The following is a 16,620-nucleotide window of genomic DNA, read 5'->3' as shown; positions in this document are numbered from 1 at the left end:
GCATCATGCCTGCGCAGTCGCGCCCTCGTCGTGGACCGGGTGCGCGCCCTCGCCGAACTCCTCGACGATCTTCGCGCAGAACGCGTCGAGGTCGTTCGGGTTCCGGCTGGTGACGAGGCCCTTGTCGACGACGACCTCCTCGTCGACGGCGTGGCCGCCGGCGTTGCGGATGTCGGTGCGCAGGCTCGGGTAGGACGTCAGCGTGCGGCCGCGCACGAGGTCGGCCTCGACCAGCGTCCACGGCGCGTGGCAGATGGCGCCGACCGGCTTGCCGGCCGCGAAGATCGCCTGCACGAACGACACGACGTCGCCGCTCTGGCGCAGCTGGTCGGCGTTGATCGTGCCGCCGGGCAGCACGAGGGCGTCGAAGTCGTCGGCGGACACGTCCGAGATCGCCGCGTCGGGCGTGAACGTGTCGCCCTTGTCGATGTCCGAGTTCATCGCCTGGATCGCGTCGGTCGACAGGGACACGAGTGTCGAGCGCGCACCCGCCTGGTCGACCGCCTGGCGGGGCTGCTCCAGCTCCGCCTGCTCGACGCCGTTCGTGGCGATGATCGCGACCCGCAGTCCGTCCAGTGCGCCGGCCATACCCGGGGGTTCCTCCTCGCGTGCGTCGACGGCGGCGCGGTGGCCGCCCCTGCGCCCCTCGGGTCCCCCATCGACGGCGGGCCCGAAACGGTCAGCGGTGGCGCAGCACGAGCCCCGGCGCGAGCGGTCCGGACGTCTCGCGGGCCGCGGCCCAGCCCGCGAGCGCGGTGAGGTCGACCCGGTGGCGGTGGGCCGCCTCCGGCGCCTGCGCGGCCGTCTCGACGCCGCGACGCAGCAGGGACGAGGCGCCCCGGGCGTTGCCGCGCTGCTCGTGGGTGAGCCCGACGGCGAGCTGCGCGAGGCCCTTCCACAGCAGCCGCTCGTCGTCCGGCGCCGCCTTCCACGCGGCCTCGAGCACGTCGTGGGCGTCGAAGGGCCGGTTGTCGTCGAGGAACGCCTGGGCCCGCGTGAACACCTCGTCGGGGGTGAGGTGCTCGTCCTCCTCGTCGGCGCGCGGGACGCCCGTGGCCCCGTAGGGCAACGGGCGTCCACTGGCGTCGCGGGGCCGCGCGTTGCGCGCCCGGCCCTCGGCGTCCCGGTCCCGTTCGCGATCTGGGGCCATGCCCCGACCCTAGGACGAGGAGCGGGTCTCCTGCTCGGCGCTCCCCGGGCCGGCACCCTCGGCGCTGTCCTGCGTGTCGGCGCTCTTCTCGCCGGACTCGACCTCGGCGCTCTCCTCGGAGTGGCCGCCCTTCCCGTTGCGCGTCGCCATCAGGCTGGTGACCGTCACGACGGCCAGCGTCACGACGATGACGACCAGCGAGAGCCAGGTCGGCACCTCGGGGATCGACGGCGAGATGTCCTCGTGCAGGTAGAGCAGGATCAGCTTGACGCCGATGAAGGCCAGGATGAACGCCAGGCCGTAGGACAGGTGCACGAGGCGGTCGAGCAGCCCGACCAGCAGGAAGTACAGGGCGCGCAGGCCGAGCAGCGCGAAGGCGTTGGCCGTGAACACGATGTACGCGTTCTGCGTGATGCCGAAGATCGCGGGGATCGAGTCGAGCGCGAACACGAGGTCCACCGAGAGGATCACGGCGACGACGATGAACAGCGGGGTGACGCCCCACTTGCCGTTGATCCGGGCGGTGAGCTTGCCGTCGTCCTTGTAGCCCTCGTGGTCGCCGGCGTCCTCGTGCACGGTGACAAACCGGCGGACCAGCTTGACCGCCCGGTTGTCGTGCATGTCCTTCGGCTCCTGGCCGTGCTGCTTGATCAGCGTGTAGGCCGTGTAGAGCAGGAAGCCGCCGAAGATGACGAACACGAAGGCGAAGGCGGAGACGACCGCGGCGCCGATGGCGATGAAGATCGCGCGCATGACCAGGGCGCCGATGACGCCCCAGAGCAGCACCTTCTGCTGGTGGCGCTTGGGTACCGCGAACTGGCCCAGGATCACCGCGAAGATGAACAGGTTGTCGACCGAGAGGCTCTTCTCGACGAGGTAGCCGGCGAAGTACTCGGTGCCGGACTGCGTCCCCATCGTGAACAGCAGGATCACGCCGAAGACCACGGCGACGACGATGTAGATGACCGACCAGAGGGTCGCCTCGCGGAAGCTGACCTCGTGCGGCGACCGCGCGTGCCAGATGTCGATGGCCACGAGCACGGCGATGCCACCGATCGTGGCCGCCCAGACCCAGAAGGGGACCGTCACGCCTGCTCCTCCACCACTCGCCTGCTCGTCCGTTCGGGATTCCGCGCTCGCCAACGGGTGGCTCGGAGCGGGGGTTCCCCGGTGTGACGATACCGACGCCTGCGCGTTTCGTTCCGCGATGTCGGTTTCTCTCACCTCGTCACCCGACCGGGCGGCGCCCGACGGCGTCCCGTGTGTCGCCGCGGGCCGCCGGCGGCGCCGCGCCGAAGGTCGTCGCCGACCGCCGGACCGTCCGGCCGACGGGAGGCAGGCGTGGCCCCGAGCCGGTGGCGGGCCGCGCTCGCGCTCGTCGCGGGCCTCGCGCTCGGCGCCGCGGTGCCCCCGCCCCCGGACGGGCGGGTGCTCGACGAGCTCCTCGTCCCGCGGGGAGCCGCCGCCGACCTGCCCGGCACCACCTACCGCGAGTTCACGACCACGCTGCCCGACCCGCGCGGCGGGCCCCTGCGCGGTGACGTCGTCGAGGTCGACCTCGCCTCCCCCGCGGTGCGGGTCGAGCTGCTGACCCCGCCGGTCGTGCCCGCGGTCGCGACGGTGCCCGAGCTGGCGGCGCGGGCCGGGGCGATCGCCGCGGTCAACGGCGGCTTCTTCGACGAGGGCGCCACCGGGGCACCGGTGGCGGCGGAGATCGTCGACGGTGCGGCGCGCACGTCGGGGGTGCCGGCCGGCCGCCGCCCGGCGCCACCGGGCGAGGGAGCGGACACGGTCGTGGGCCTCGACGACGGGGGCCGGGCGCACCTGGCGCGGGCGCGGTTCCGGGGAGCGCTGGTGGCCGCGGACCGCACGGTGCCGCTCGACGGGCTGGACGGCTACGCGGTGCCCGTGGACGGCGTCGGGGTCTTCGACCCGTCGTGGGGCGACCTGGCGCGCGGCCCGGCGACGTGCGGGTCCGACACCGACCCCGACGTCCCGTGCAGCGCGGACACGCTCGAGGTCCGGGTGGCCCACGGGCAGGTCGTCGCCGTGGGACCGCCGGGCGCCGGGCGCCTGCCGGGCGGGACGGTGGCGCTGGTCGGCCGCGAGCGCGGGGCTGCGGCGCTGCGGGGAGTCGCCGTCGGGACGCGGGTGACCGTCTCCACCGGGTTCGAGGCGGTCGGCTCACCGCCGCTGCGGGTGGCCGTCGGCGCGCTGCCGCTGGCCCGGGGCGGACGCGCCCTGCCCGGGCTGCAGGACACCGAGCGCGCACCACGGACCGCGGTCGGCCTCGCCGAGGACGGCCGGCGGCTGTGGCTGGTCACCGTCGACGGGCGCCAGGACGCGAGCACCGGGGTGACGCTGGCCGAGCTCGCCCGCCTGCTGACCGACCTCGGCGCGCCCGTCGCGGCGTCCCTGGACGGCGGGGGCTCGACGACCATGGTCCGCCGCGGGCGTGACGAGGCCCTCAGGATCGTCAACGACCCCGCCGCCGCCCCCGTGCGCGCCGTGACCGACGCTCTCGCCGTGGTGCCCCGCTGACCTGCAAGCCTGGCGGCCACGCCGGCGTTCACCGTCAGGAAAGCCCCCAGCTCGCTCGGCGCCGTCACGCCACGTGGCGGACAGCCCGGACGAATCCGTCGGCATCCCCGGGAACACACGGCGCCGTCATGGGGTTCAATGAGGCGTCCGGACCGGGCGCCATGTGCCCCCGGGTCTCATTAATAAGAGCCGCCAGGGACGATCGTTCGGCTGAAGCCCTGGTGTGCCACGCGCCGCGAGGCGGCTCATCGCCCGGTCCGGACACCCGACGCAGAACGGCCCCCGCACCCATCGGGTGCGGGGGCCGTCGTCGTCCGGGGGGTGGCTCAGCCGCCGCCCTCGCCCTCGGGCTGCGTGCCCGGGAGCTGCTGGTTGAACTGCTGCCCGCACTGCTCCACGGCCTGCTGCACCGCCGCGGGGTTCGGCTGGTTGGAGGCCTGGGAGAGGCAGTCCTGGAACTGCTGGACCGACGCCCCGCCACCGAAGTTGAGGAACGCGATGCCGGCGACGAACACCAGGATGCTCAGAACGATGTTGAGGAGCAGACTGATGATGCCCAGGACGAGGCCCGTCGTGGCCACGCCCTTGTTGTTGGCCTCGAGCCGCTTGGCCCGGCCCCGGCCGACGACGCCGAGGACGATCGCGACGATGGCGAGGATGCCGCCGACGACCGGCAGCCACCAGCACGTCAGCAGCGCCAGGATGCCGAAGACGAGCGCCGCGATGCCCATGCCGTTGCGCGGCTTGGTCGGGACCGCCGGCTGGCCCCAGCCCGGCGTCTGACCCCCCGGCCCCGCGTAGCTCGGCTCGCCGTACGGCTGCTGCCCGTAGCCACCCTGCTGCCCGTAGCCCGGCTGTCCCTGCTGGCCGTAGCCGTCGCCCGGAGTGCTCACATCGACGTCCTCTCACCCTGGATAGGCCCGGCCCGCGGCCGGGGCGGCCATCGTGCCACCGGTACCCGTTCCGACCGGAGACCACCGAAGGGGGCGATTCGAGCGGGGGGATTTCCTGACGTTGAACGCGGTCGTCCGCCTCCGGCGCGGCAGCTCCGCTTCGCTGCGTGCCGCCGGTGGCCGCCACGCTGACACCACTCCGTGCGTCGCCGCTCAGGCCAGGGACGCGGCGTGGGCGCGGGCCTCGTCCTGGCGGCGCTGCTCGGCGCCCGTCGCGATCGGGGCCCCGATCCACGCCTCCGGGATCCCGAACGCGTCGACCAGCGCGCGGGCGTGGGGGCGCAGCTCCCCGCACAGGCGGTTGACCTCGGCCGTGATCGCCTTCGACCGGGTCGCCGAGATGCGCCCGTGCTCGAGGAACCAGCCCTTGTCCTCCTCGATCAGCGACAGGGCGTAGAGGTCGCAGACCTTGCCCAGCAGGGCGCGCGCGGACGGGTCGGTGCACGCGTCGATCCCGCGCACGAACGCGTCGAGCACCAGGCCGTCGAGGTGGGCCCGCGCCGCGCGCAGGAGGTGGTCCTGCGCGCCGTTGAAGATCGCGAACTGGCGCTCGGGGCTGATCCCCTTGTCGCGCGCGGGGCGCAGGCGGCGCACGAGCCCGTCGAGCGTGTGCTCCTCGCGGTCGTCGAGCAGCTTGACCTGCCACGACCGGTCGCGCACATCCTCCTCGTCGCGGCCCGGCGCCACGGCCCGCAGGCGCTCGGCGAGCTGGCGCAGCGAGGTGCGCTCGGCGACGGTGTCGAGCACCTGGTCGGCGACGAAGCGCACGGTGCCCAGGGTGTCGAGGTGGCCGAAGTCGTCGGCGTAGCCCGAGATCAGGCCCTTGGCGACGAGCTGGAGCAGGACGGTGTTGTCGCCCTCGAACGTCGTGAACACGTCGGTGTCGGCGCGCAGCTGGCCGAGGCGGTTCTCCGACAGGTAGCCCTGCCCGCCGCACGCCTCCCGGCAGGCCTGGATGGTCGCGGTGGCGTGCCAGGTCGAGAGCGCCTTGGTGCCCGCCGCCCGCGACTCCAGCTCGCGCTGACGCTTCTCGTCGACGTCCTCGCCGGCCTCCCGGGCGGTCTGGACGTCGTGGAGCATCTCGACGAGCTCGTTCTGCGCGAACCGCATCGCGTAGGTGCGCGCGAGCCCCGGCAGCAGCTTGCGCTGGTGGGCGAGGTAGTCGAGGACGGTGATCTCCTCGTCGCTGCCCGGTGCCGCGAACTGGCGGCGCGCCTCGCCGTAGCGCACCGCGATCGTCTGGGCCAGCGACGCCGCCCCGACCGCGCTGCCCGACACGCTGACCCGCCCGCGCACGAGCGCGCCGAGCATCGTGAAGAAGCGCCGGTTCTCGCTCTCGATCGAGCTGGAGTACGTGCCGTCCGCGGCGACCGTGCCGTAGCGGTCGAGCAGGTTCTCGCGCGGGACCCGGACGCCGTGGAACGCCAGGCGCCCGTTGTCGACGCCGTTGAGGCCCTCCTTGTGACCGTCGTCGACGATCTCGACGCCGGGCAGCACCTCGCCGTCGTCGCCGCGCAGCGGCACCAGCACCGCGTGCACGCCGTGGCGCTCCGGTGCCTGACCGGCCGGGGCGGACCACAGCTGCACGAACACCGCCGCCATCCGCCCGTCGCGCGCGGCGTTGCCGATGTAGTCCTTCTTCGCGGACTCGGTCGGGGTGTCGATGACGAGCTCGCCGCTCGAGGCGTCGTACGTGGCCGTCGTGTGCACCGACTGCACGTCCGAGCCGTGGCCGGTCTCGGTCATCGCGAAGCAGCCCGGCAGCGAGAGGTCCATGACCCCGGGCAGCCAGCGCGCGTGCTGCTCGGCGTTGCCCAATGCCTGGATCGCCCCGCCGAACAGCCCCCACTGGACCCCGCTCTTCACCTGCAGCGACAGGTCGGCGTAGGCCAGCATCTCGAACGAGACCACCGACCCGCCGATGTCGCCGCGCCCGCCGACCGCGACGGGGAAGCCGTGCACGGCGTGCCCCTCGTCGGCCAGGCGCGCGAGCATCTCCCACACCGCGGCGCGGTGGGACCCGACGTCGGTGGCGGGGTCGACGCGCAGGTCGGCGAAGTCGCGCCGGTCGCGGATCTCGTCCCGCAGCGCGTGCCAGCGGCCGTCGAGGGTCCGCCGGACGGCGGCAACGGTCGCGTCGGAGAGGTCGTACTGGTCGGTAACCGAAGGGGTGGGGGTGTTCACGGGGTCCTCCCGGGGGAGCGGTGCGTGATCGCGGAAGTGCCCCGTCAGGACGCGGACGACGCGGCCGACGGGGTGACGGTGCGGGCGAGACCCGACCAGGCGAGGTCGGCGAGCTGGCCGGCGAGGGTCTCGCGCTCGAGGTCGGGACGGGCGGCGAGCCACTGGTCGCCCGCGGCCCGGACCATGCCGACGAGGGCGTGGCCCCAGGTCTGGGCCGGTGTGGTGTCGCGGTTCTGGCGGCGCAGCTCGGTGGAGATGATCTCCGCGATGTGGTCGCCGATGACCGTGCAGAGGTCGGTGACGGGGTCCTCGCCCTCGGGGCGGTCGAGCTTCGGCGGGCGCATCACGTAGCGGTAGACCTCGGGATCGGCCTCGATGAGCCCGAGGTAGGCGTCGATGCCCGACACCAGCGTCTGGCGGGGGTCCTCGGCGGCGTCGCGCATCGCGCTCTGCAGCTGGCCGACCAGCACGGCCGCCACCCAGTCGCAGACCGCGAGGTAGAGGTCGTTCTTGTCGGCGAAGTGCCGGTACACGACGGTCTTGCTGGTGCGGGCCTGCGCGGCGACCTGGCTCATGCCGACCTCGGCGCCGTGCGCGCGGATCGCCACGATGGTGGCCGCGGTGAGCTCCTGGCGCCGGGCGCGACGGTGCTCGTCCCAGCGGCTGGAGCGCCGGTCGCGCCGCGGGCGGGACGCGTCGCGCTCACCGTCACGCCCGGACTCGGGGTGATGTGCGGAACGACGGCTCACGTTACCGACGGTACCTGATACTTTCGGGTAACTACGGCCGCACGGCGCACGTCACGCCGCCGTGCCCGCCGGGCGGAACCCCGCACCCCTGCAACGACCGGGAGGAATCGTGCCCTCCGCATCATCTGCCCTGCCCCGCCGGGCGGCGATCGTCGGCGCCAACCGCATCCCCTTCGCCCGCTCGAACGGCGCCTACGCGCGGGCCTCCAACCAGGACATGCTCACCGCCGCCCTCGACGGGCTCGTCGCGCGGTTCGGGCTGGCCGGCGAGCGTCTCGGGGAGGTCGCGTCGGGCGCGGTGCTCAAGCACAGCCGCGACTTCAACCTCACCCGCGAGGCCGTGCTCGGCAGCCGGCTCTCGGCCGCGACGCCCACCTACGACCTGCAGCAGGCCTGCGGGACCAGCCTGCAGACGACGCTGCAGGTCGCCAACAAGATCGCCCTCGGGCAGATCGAGAGCGGCGTCGCCTCGGGTGTGGACACCACGAGCGACGCGCCGATCGAGGTCAACGACGACCTGCGCCGGGTGCTGCTCGCCGCCAACCGCGCGAAGTCCACCGCGGGCGTCCTCAGGGCCCTCGCCGGCCTGCGCCCCGGCCAGGTCGTCCCCGAGATCCCGGCCAACCGCGAGCCGCGCACTGGCATGGCCATGGGCGAGCACGCCGCGCAGACCGCCGCCGCGTGGGGCATCAGCCGCACCGCGCAGGACGAGATCACGGTCGCGAGCCACCACAACCTCGCCGCCGCCTACGACCGCGGCTTCTTCGACGACCTGCTGACGCCTTTCCTGGGCGTCACCAAGGACAACAACCTGCGCGCCGACTCGACCCTCGAGGGCCTGGCCAAGCTCAAGCCGGTGTTCAAGCCGGCCGGCTACCCCGACACCGAGGCCACGATGACCGCGGCGAACTCCACGCCGCTCACCGACGGCGCCGCCACCGTCCTGCTCGCCAGCGACGAGTGGGCCGCCGAGCGCAACCTGCCGGTGCTCGCGCACTTCGTCGACGCCGAGACCGCCGCGGTCGACTACGTGCACGGCGACGAGGGCCTGCTCATGGCCCCGACCTACGCGGTGCCGCGGCTGCTCGAGCGCCACGGGCTCACGCTGCAGGACTTCGACTTCTACGAGTTCCACGAGGCCTTCGCCTCGACGATCCTCGCCACGTTCGCCGCGTGGGAGGACCCGATCTTCTGCAAGGAGCGTCTGGGCCTCGACGAGCCGCTGGGCACCTTCGACAAGAGCAAGCTCAACGTCGCGGGGTCGTCGCTGGCCACGGGCCACCCGTTCGCCGCCACCGGCGCCCGCATCGTCCCGACGCTGGCCAAGCTGCTGCACGAGAAGGGCTCCGGTAGGGGTCTCATCTCGATCTGCGCAGCCGGTGGCCAGGGCGTCGTCGCGATCCTGGAGGTCTGATCCGTGAGCAACGACTGGTACTCCGACTTCGTCAACTCCGGCTTCGGCAAGTCGATCGCCGGCACCGTCGGGCTGCCCCCGGTGCCGCGCCTGCGCCGCTACGAGCCCGGGCAGCCGCTGCTGTCGGGCGCGGCGCTGCTCGGGACGGCCACGGCGCACGGGCGCGTCGCGAAGGTCGTGCGCTCGCTGCTGACCGACCTGGGCGTCGAGGTGCACGACGACCCGCAGGCCCCGGTCGGCGGCGGCAGCTCGACCTCCAAGGTCGCCGCCGGGATCGTCGACGCCACCGGGCTGTCCTCGCCCGCCGACCTCGCCGAGATCCAGGCCTTCCTCACCCCGGTGATGCGCCGGGTCGGGCCGTCGGGCCGCATCCTCGTGATCGGCGACGTCCCCGGTGAGGCCACCTCGCCGTCGGTGCGCGCCGCCCGCCGCGCGCTGGAGGGCCTCGTGCGCTCCGCGGCCAAGGAGGCCCGCTACGGGGCGACGGCGAACCTGATCCACGTCGCCGACGGCGCCGAGAACGACATCGAGTCGACGCTGCGGTTCTTCCTGTCCTCGCGCTCGGCGTTCGTCGACGGGCAGCGCCTCGAGGTCGGGACGGTGCCCGGCTTCGCCGGATCGAGCCAGGGGGTCGACTGGGACAAGCCGCTCGCCGGGCGCACCGCCGTCGTCACCGGCGCCGCCCGCGGCATCGGCGCGACGGTCGCGAAGACGCTGCGCCGCGACGGCGCGACGGTGATCTGCGTGGACATCCCGGCGGCCGGCGACGCGCTGGCGCGCACGGCCAACGACGTCGGCGGCAGCGCGCTGCAGCTCGACATCACCGCCGACCACGCGCCGGGCACGCTGCTCGACCACGCGCAGCGCCACGGCGGGCTCGACATCGTCGTGCACAACGCCGGCATCACCCGCGACAAGCTGCTCGCCAACCAGGACCGCGACCGCTGGAACTCGGTCATCGACGTCAACCTCAACGCTCAGCTCGCGATCAACGACGCGCTGCTGGCCTCCGACGTCTTCCACCGCGGCGGGCGCATCGTCACCGTGTCCTCGATGGCCGGGATCGCCGGCAACCGCGGCCAGACCGCCTACGGCGCCTCGAAGGCCGGGGTCATCGGGATGGTCGACGCCACGGCGCCGCTGCTCGTCGAGAAGGACGCGACGATCAACGCCGTCGCGCCGGGCTTCATCGAGACCGCGATGACCGCGGCGATGCCGGTCGGCACCCGCGAGGCGGGGCGACGACTGTCGTCGATGACGCAGGGCGGGCTGCCGGTCGACGTGGCCGAGACGATCGCATGGTTCGCCCAGGGCGCCTCCTACGCCGTCAACGGGCAGGTCCTGCGCGTCGACGGCCAGAACTACCTGGGGGCCTGATGGGGACCGAGACGCTGGACGCGTCCCCGACCCTCGGCGTCCTCTACGGCCGCGCGCTGCTCACGGCGCGGTCGGGCGGTACGACGCTGCCCGACCGCGCCCTCGAGCTCGCCGGAGTGCGGATCGACGCCGACGCGGTCGCCGACTACGACCACGTGTGCGGGTTCTCCGTCGGCGGCGTCGTGCCGCCGACCTATCCGCACATGCTGGCGTTCCCCCTGCAGATGCGGCTGATGACCGACCGCGAGTTCCCCCTGCCCGCGCCGGGCATGGTGCACCTGCGCAACGTCATCACCCAGGCGCGCCCGCCGGAGATCGGCGAGCCGCTGCGCGTCCTCGTGCACGCCGAGCGGCTCGCCGCGCACCCCAAGGGCGCGCAGGTCGACCTCGTCACCGCGGTGACCGACGTCGACGGCGCGGAGATCTGGGGCTCGCGCAGCACCTACTTCGTGCGCGGCGCCCCGGCCCCGGCGGGTGCCGACGACGTGCCCGCGGCGCCCCGCGAGCCCGATCCGCAGGTCGGACGGCTCCCGCACGCGATCTGGCGGATCCCCGGCGACATCGGCCGGCGCTACGCGGCGGTGTCCGGCGACGTCAACCCCATCCACGTCAACGGGCTCGCCGCCAAGGCGTTCGGGATGCCGGGCACCATCGCGCACGGGATGTGGACCAAGGCCGGCGCGCTCGCGGCGCTGGCGGGCCGGCACGGCCCGGCGTTCACCGTCGACGTCGTCTTCAAGGCGCCGGTGCGCGCGCCGTCGACGGTCTACTTCCACACGGCGGCGGCCGATGGCGGCTGGGACGCGAAGCTCGTGAGCCCGAAGGGCCGCGACCACCTGCTCCTGACGCTGCGCGAAGCCTGACGCTCGCCAGCCTGTTGCAGCGAACGCGCTGTTCGCTGCTTCTATGCGCGCGAACTCCCCGTTCGCGTCGACGCCCCCGAGAACGGCCCCGGCACGAACGGGGAGTTTGGCCGCCTAGAAGCAGCGAGATACCCGTTCGCTGCAACAACCCCGGCGAAGCGCGCTACAGGTCGATCGTCTCGCCGCGGCCGACGACGTCGACGCGGTCGCGCCAGCCGCGCCGGTCGACCTCGTCCAGGAACGCCGAGAGCGGCGAGCGGAACACGCTGTAGTCGTCGTAGTGCACCGGCGTCGCGCGCCTCGGCGCGATCGTCTCGAGGACGTCGGCGCCCATCTGACCGTCCATGGTGACGACGAGCCCGCCGGGCAGGGTCGTGCCGCCGAGGTGCAGGACGGCGCGGTCGACCTCGCCGATGTGCTCGCGGATCATGGAGATGCCCTCGAAGGGCAGGGTGTCGCCGGAGAGGTAGATGCGGCGCAGCACCGCGCCCGAGGCATCGGCGAACTCGAGCAGGCTGCCCATCACCGGCGGCAGCAGCCTGGTCAGCGGGCGGGGCGAGTGGCGGCCGGGCAGCGCGGTGACCCGCAGCGTCGCGCCGTCGGGGCGCACGAGCGTGTGCGACTCCCACACCGCCAGCCCCAGCGCGCGCCGGAAGCCCTGGCGCGACTGCAGGGTGCGGGCGGCCTCCGGCGTCGTGACCACGGGGACGGAGCGGTCGAGACCCCGGCGTGCCACCCGGTCCCAGTGGTCGCCGTGCAGGTGCGAGAGCACGACGGCGTCCAGGGCGGGCAGGTCGTCCGGGGTCAGCGCGGGCTCGGTGAGCCGCTTCGACACGAGTCCCTTGCCGAGGTAGGCCCGCTGGCCGCGGTGCAGGAAGTTCGGGTCGGTGAGGACCGTGAACCCCGCGCACCGCAGCAGCGTCGTCGCCGTCCCGATGAAGAACAGCGATGGGTCGGTCACGGCGACAGGACCACCTTGATGCACTCGTCCTGCTTCTTCTGGAAGATCTCGTAGCCGTGCGGCGCGGACTCCAGCGGCAGGCGGTGGGTCTCCAGGTCGTGCACGCCGAGCGGGTCCTCGTCGGTGAGCAGCGGGAGGATCTCCGGGGTCCAGCGCTTCACGTGCGCCTGGCCCATCTGCAGCGAGATGCCCTTGTCGAAGATCTTCAGCATGTTGATCGGGTCGGCGGTGCCGCCGTAGACGCCCGACAGCGAGACGACGCCGGCGCGGCGCACCGCGTCGACGGCCCCGACGAGCGCGGCGGTCCGGTCGACGCCGGCCACCTGCATCAGCGGCGCCGAGATGGCGTCCGGGAGCTTGTTGACCATCTTCTGCGCGAGCTCCGGGATCGCCGAGCCGCCGTGGGCCTCCATGCCGACCGCGTCGATCGCGGAGTCGGTGCCCCGGCCGTCGGTGAGGTCGCGGATGGCCGTGGTGACGTCGTCGACCGTGCCCGCGTCGACCACCTCGATGCCGTGCCGGCGCGCCATCGCGTTGCGCTCGGGCACGCTGTCGACGGCGATGACCCGGTAGCCCCGGTGGCGGGCGATCCGCGAGGCCATCTGCCCGATCGGGCCGAGCCCGAACACCGCGACGCTGCCGCCGTCGGGGACGCGGGCGTACTCGACGGCCTGCCACGCGGTGGGCAGCACGTCGGAGAGGTAGAGGAAGCGCTCGTCGGCCGGGCCGTCGGGGACCTTGATCGGACCGAACTGCGCCTGCGGCACCCGCAGGTACTCGGCCTGGCCGCCCGGGACCTGCCCGTAGAGCTTCGTGAAACCGAAGAGCGAGGCACCCATGCCCTGGGAGCGGTTCTGGGTGGTCTCGCACGCCGCGAACCACTGACGCTCGCACATCCAGCAGTGCCCGCACGAGATGTTGAAGGGCACGACGACGCGATCGCCCACCTTCAGGTCGCCCGCGTCCGAGCCGACCTCCTCGACGATGCCCATCGGCTCGTGGCCGAGGATGTCGCCCTTGTCGAGGAACGGGCCGAGCACCTCGTAGAGGTGCAGGTCCGAGCCGCAGATCGCGGTGCTCGTGACCTTGATGATGGCGTCGGTCGGCGCCTGGATCGTCGGGTCGGGGACGGTCTCGACGCTGACGTCGCCCTGCCCCTGCCAGGTGAGTGCTCGCATGGATTCGGCTGCCCGACGGCGGCGACGGCCGAAACGGACCGTCGGATCGGTCACGCCGTGGAGCTGGGCGTGTTCGACCCGTGTTCACCTCCCCCACCCCGCCGCGACGCCCGGACGTCCTAGCGTCGCGGCGACCACCACACCCGGATACACGCGGAGATTCCGTGCGCCTGCTGCCGCTCGCCGTCCGCCGCCCCCACGGACGCCCGGCCGTCTCGTGCCGCTACCGGTGCGCCGACGCCTGCTCCCGCGAGGCGCCCAACCCCACGGACAGCACGCCGTTCCGCGAGATCGCGGCCGCCGCCCTGAGCCGCCGGCGCGTGCTGCAGGCAGGCCTGGTCGCGGGGATGACCGGAACGCTGGCCGCCTGCGGAATGGGTGGCTCCGGCGGCGCCGCCCCGGCCCCCGGCGCGAGCGCCCCGATGCCCTCCCCGTTCGGCTTCACCGCGGTCGCGCCGAACACCGACGACGCCGTGCGCGTCCCCGCGGGGTTCGCCCAGCAGGTCGTCATCCGCTGGGGCGACCCGGTGCTGCCCGGTGCGCCCGCCTTCGACGCGAACGCGCAGACCGCCGCCGCGCAGGCCCAGCAGTTCGGGTTCAACAACGACTTCCTCGCGCTGCTCGACGTGCCGGGCAGCCCGGGCCGCGCGCTGCTCGTCGCCAACCACGAGTACACGACCGAGCCGTTCATGATCCCGGGCTACAACGGTGACGCGCCGACGCCCGAGCAGGTCGCGATCGGCATGGCGGCGCACGGGATGTCGGTGGTGACGGTCCAGCGCGACCCCGCGTCGGGACGGCTGACACCGGTCATGGACGCGGTCAACCGGCGGATCACTGCGAGCACCCCGATGACGCTGACCGGCCCGGTCGCGGGCGACCCGCTCGTGCGCACGAGCGCCGACCCCGAGGGCCGCACCGTGCTGGGGACGCTGAACAACTGCGCGGGCGGGGTCACGCCGTGGCGCACGGTGCTCACCGGCGAGGAGAACATCGACCAGTACTTCGCGAACGGGGAGGCGGTGGGCGACCCGGCGCTCGCCCGCTACGGCATGGACGGCGGCGCCACCGAGCGCAAGTGGGAGGGCGTCGACCCGCGCTTCGACCTGACCCGGGAGCCGACCGAGGCCAACCGCTTCGGCTGGGTCGTCGAGGTCGACCCGTTCGACCCCGCCTCCACCCCGCGCAAGCACACCGCCCTCGGGCGGTTCAAGCACGAGGGCGCGAACGTGCGGGTCGGTCCCACCGGCACCGTCGCGGTGTACATGGGCGACGACGAGCGCTTCGAGTACCTCTACAAGTTCGTCTCGTCGCGCACCCACCGGGCCGGCGACACCCCGGCCGACCGCGAGTCGAACGCGCGGCTGCTCGACGAGGGCACGCTGTTCGTCGCCCGCTTCTCCCCCGACGCCCCCGGCGGCGGGCCCGACGGCGGCGGCGAGTGGCTGCCGCTCGTGGAGTCCCTGGCCGACGGCACCGGGCGCTCGTTCGTCCCGTCGATGAGCGCGGCGCAGGTGCTCGTGCACACCCGGATGGCCGCCGACACCGTCGGCGCGACCCCGATGGACCGCCCCGAGGACGTCCAGCCGCACCCGACCACGGGCCGCGTCTACGCCGCGCTGACCAACAACGACGAGCGCGGCACCCCGGGCAAGCCCGGGCCCGACGGCGTCAACCCGCGCGGGGAGAACACCAACGGCCAGGTCCTCGAGCTCACCGAGGCCGGCGACGACCCCGGCGCGCGGAGCTTCGCCTGGTCGCTGCTGCTGGTGTGCGGCGACCCCGCGGCCGCCGACACGTACTTCGGCGGCTTCCCGAAGGACCAGGTCTCGCCGATCTCGTGCCCGGACAACATCGCGTTCGACGCCGCCGGCACCCTGTGGATCGCGACCGACGGCAACGCGCTGGGCTCGAACGACGGCCTGTTCGCGGTGCCGCTGGAGGGCCCGCAGCGCGGCCGCGTCCAGCAGTTCCTCACCGTGCCGCGCGGTGCGGAGACCTGCGGGCCGGTGGTCGAGGAGCGGCTGGCGCTGGTGGCGGTGCAGCACCCGGGCGAGTCGGACGACGCGAGCCTCGCGAACCCGATCTCGCACTGGCCCGACGGCGGGACGAGCATCGCCCGTCCCGCCGTGGTGTCGGTCTGGCGCGCCGACGGGGAGGCGCTGACGCGCACGTGAGTGGCCTCCGGCCATCACACCGTGACGATCATCTTCCCGGTGTTCTCGCCGCGGAGCATGCCGCGGAAGGCCTCGACGGCGTTGTCGATGCCCTCCGCCGTGGTCTCGGCGAACTTCACCCGGCCCTGCGCCACCCACGGGGTGACCTCCTCGAGGAACGGGCGCATCCGGTCGATCGAGTCGGTGACGATGAAGCCCTGGATCGACAGGCGCTTCTTGACGATCTGGAAGAGGTTCGCCGGGCCGGGCGTCGGGTCGTCCGCCGTGTCGTTGTAGTGCGCGATCGCCCCGCAGGCCGCGACACGGGCGAAGTCGTTGGCGCACGCGATGGCGGCCTCGAGGTGGTCCGCGCCGACGTTGTCGAAGTAGACGTCGACGCCGTCGGGCATCGCCGCACGGAGCTGGTCGACCACGGGGCCGTCCTTGTAGTTGAACGCCGCGTCGTAGCCGAGCTCGCCGGTCAGCCACGCGACCTTCTCCGCGCTCCCGGCGCTGCCGACCACGCGCGAGGCGCCCTTGAGCTTCGCGAGCTGCCCGACCAGGCTGCCGACCGCGCCGGCCGCCCCGGAGACGAACACGGAGTCGCCCTCGCGGAACGCGGCCTTGTCGAGCAGCCCGACCCAGGCGGTGAGGCCCGGCACGCCGAGCACACCGAGGTAGGCCGTCGGGTCCACGCCCTCGGGCGCGGCCACCTTCTGCACCTGCTTCGCGGGCACGACGCCGTGCGTGCGCCACGCCAGGTTGCTGGTCACGGTGTCCCCGACGGCGACGTCGGCGCTGTTGCTCGCGATCACCTCGCCGACCGCGCGCCCGTCCATCGGCTCGTCCAGCGCGAACGGCGGAACATAACTCGGCACGTCGTTCATGCGCCCGCGCATGTAGGGGTCGACCGAGAACGACCGGTTCGCCACGAGCACCTCACCGTCACCGGGCTCGCCGAGGTCGCGGTCGACGAGGGCGAAGTCGTCGGGCTCGGGCATCCCGTGCGGGCGGCGGACGAGGTGGACCTCGCGGGCGGTGACGGTGGCGGTGCTCATGTGTCCCGCGTGCCCGCGCGAGCGCGTGCCCATGCC

General features: G+C 73.6%; 14 protein-coding genes. 5 read left to right on the top strand and 9 right to left on the bottom strand.

The annotated features are described in order from the left end of the window. Nucleotides 1-3: 3 nt before the first annotated feature. From ACFPK1_RS04975 to ACFPK1_RS04965, 3 genes are all read right to left on the bottom strand, one after another. Nucleotides 4-588 (bottom strand): type 1 glutamine amidotransferase domain-containing protein, encoded by a 585-nt coding sequence (locus ACFPK1_RS04975; protein ID WP_378019801.1) that lies wholly within the window; start codon nt 586-588, stop codon nt 4-6. 91 nt (nt 589-679) lie between these two features. After that, the gene (locus ACFPK1_RS04970; RefSeq protein ID WP_378019800.1) at nt 680-1,150 is read right to left on the bottom strand and encodes a DUF309 domain-containing protein; all 471 of its coding nucleotides are present in this window, start codon (nt 1,148-1,150) and stop codon (nt 680-682) included. 9 nt (nt 1,151-1,159) lie between these two features. Further along, entirely contained in the window at nt 1,160-2,239 is a 1,080-nt protein-coding gene (locus tag ACFPK1_RS04965) for a TerC family protein (protein ID WP_378019799.1), read from the bottom strand. A gap of 252 nt (nt 2,240-2,491) precedes the next feature. Between ACFPK1_RS04965 and ACFPK1_RS04960 the strand changes: the two genes are divergently transcribed. Further along, entirely contained in the window at nt 2,492-3,691 is a 1,200-nt protein-coding gene (locus ACFPK1_RS04960; RefSeq protein ID WP_378019798.1) for a phosphodiester glycosidase family protein, read from the top strand. Between the two features lie 326 nt (nt 3,692-4,017). On the opposite strand, the gene ACFPK1_RS04955 is transcribed toward ACFPK1_RS04960, so the two are convergent. From ACFPK1_RS04955 to ACFPK1_RS04945, 3 genes are all read right to left on the bottom strand, one after another. Next, nucleotides 4,018-4,584 (bottom strand): DUF4190 domain-containing protein, encoded by a 567-nt coding sequence (locus ACFPK1_RS04955; RefSeq protein WP_378019797.1) that lies wholly within the window; start codon nt 4,582-4,584, stop codon nt 4,018-4,020. 213 nt (nt 4,585-4,797) lie between these two features. Further along, entirely contained in the window at nt 4,798-6,828 is a 2,031-nt protein-coding gene (locus ACFPK1_RS04950) for an acyl-CoA dehydrogenase family protein (protein WP_378019796.1), read from the bottom strand. A 44-nt stretch (nt 6,829-6,872) separates the two neighbouring features. After that, nucleotides 6,873-7,577 (bottom strand): TetR family transcriptional regulator, encoded by a 705-nt coding sequence (locus tag ACFPK1_RS04945; RefSeq protein WP_378019795.1) that lies wholly within the window; start codon nt 7,575-7,577, stop codon nt 6,873-6,875. 109 nt (nt 7,578-7,686) lie between these two features. Here ACFPK1_RS04945 and ACFPK1_RS04940 point away from each other — a divergent pair, with 109 nt between their 5' ends. From ACFPK1_RS04940 to ACFPK1_RS04930, 3 genes are read left to right on the top strand one after another with little or no spacing between them, the layout of a single operon-like run. Then, nucleotides 7,687-8,991 carry an acetyl-CoA C-acetyltransferase gene (locus tag ACFPK1_RS04940; protein WP_378019794.1) on the top strand — a complete coding sequence of 435 codons (1,305 nt, stop codon included), beginning with the start codon at nt 7,687-7,689 and terminating at the stop codon, nt 8,989-8,991. 3 nt (nt 8,992-8,994) lie between these two features. Continuing rightward, nucleotides 8,995-10,368 carry a 3-oxoacyl-ACP reductase gene (locus ACFPK1_RS04935; RefSeq protein WP_378019793.1) on the top strand — a complete coding sequence of 458 codons (1,374 nt, stop codon included), beginning with the start codon at nt 8,995-8,997 and terminating at the stop codon, nt 10,366-10,368. Beyond that, the gene (locus ACFPK1_RS04930) at nt 10,368-11,231 is read left to right on the top strand and encodes a MaoC family dehydratase (protein WP_378019792.1); all 864 of its coding nucleotides are present in this window, start codon (nt 10,368-10,370) and stop codon (nt 11,229-11,231) included. The genes ACFPK1_RS04935 and ACFPK1_RS04930 overlap by 1 nt, the downstream gene beginning before the upstream one ends. Before the next feature lie 163 nt (nt 11,232-11,394). Here ACFPK1_RS04930 and ACFPK1_RS04925 read toward each other — a convergent pair whose 3' ends face one another. Together ACFPK1_RS04925 and ACFPK1_RS04920 are read right to left on the bottom strand one after the other, a co-directional pair. Then, a complete protein-coding gene (locus ACFPK1_RS04925; protein WP_378019791.1) occupies nt 11,395-12,192 on the bottom strand; it encodes an MBL fold metallo-hydrolase in 798 nt (265 codons plus the stop codon). After that, entirely contained in the window at nt 12,189-13,370 is a 1,182-nt protein-coding gene (locus ACFPK1_RS04920) for a zinc-dependent alcohol dehydrogenase (protein ID WP_378019790.1), read from the bottom strand. The genes ACFPK1_RS04925 and ACFPK1_RS04920 overlap by 4 nt, the downstream gene beginning before the upstream one ends. 164 nt (nt 13,371-13,534) lie before the next feature. Here ACFPK1_RS04920 and ACFPK1_RS04915 point away from each other — a divergent pair, with 164 nt between their 5' ends. Then, nucleotides 13,535-15,547, top strand: a complete 2,013-nt coding sequence (locus ACFPK1_RS04915; RefSeq protein WP_378019789.1) for a PhoX family protein — start codon at nt 13,535-13,537, stop codon at nt 15,545-15,547. A gap of 14 nt (nt 15,548-15,561) precedes the next feature. Here the strand turns inward: ACFPK1_RS04915 and ACFPK1_RS04910 are convergent, their stop codons facing one another. Next, nucleotides 15,562-16,584, bottom strand: a complete 1,023-nt coding sequence (locus ACFPK1_RS04910; RefSeq protein WP_378019788.1) for an NADP-dependent oxidoreductase — start codon at nt 16,582-16,584, stop codon at nt 15,562-15,564. Nucleotides 16,585-16,620: the final 36 nt, after the last annotated feature.

This window comes from Actinomycetospora rhizophila (assembly GCF_042657905.1).
Classification (GTDB): domain Bacteria; phylum Actinomycetota; class Actinomycetes; order Mycobacteriales; family Pseudonocardiaceae; genus Actinomycetospora; species Actinomycetospora rhizophila.
The sequence above is the reverse complement of the archived record's forward strand: the minus strand, read 5'-3'. Positions and strand labels throughout refer to the sequence as shown.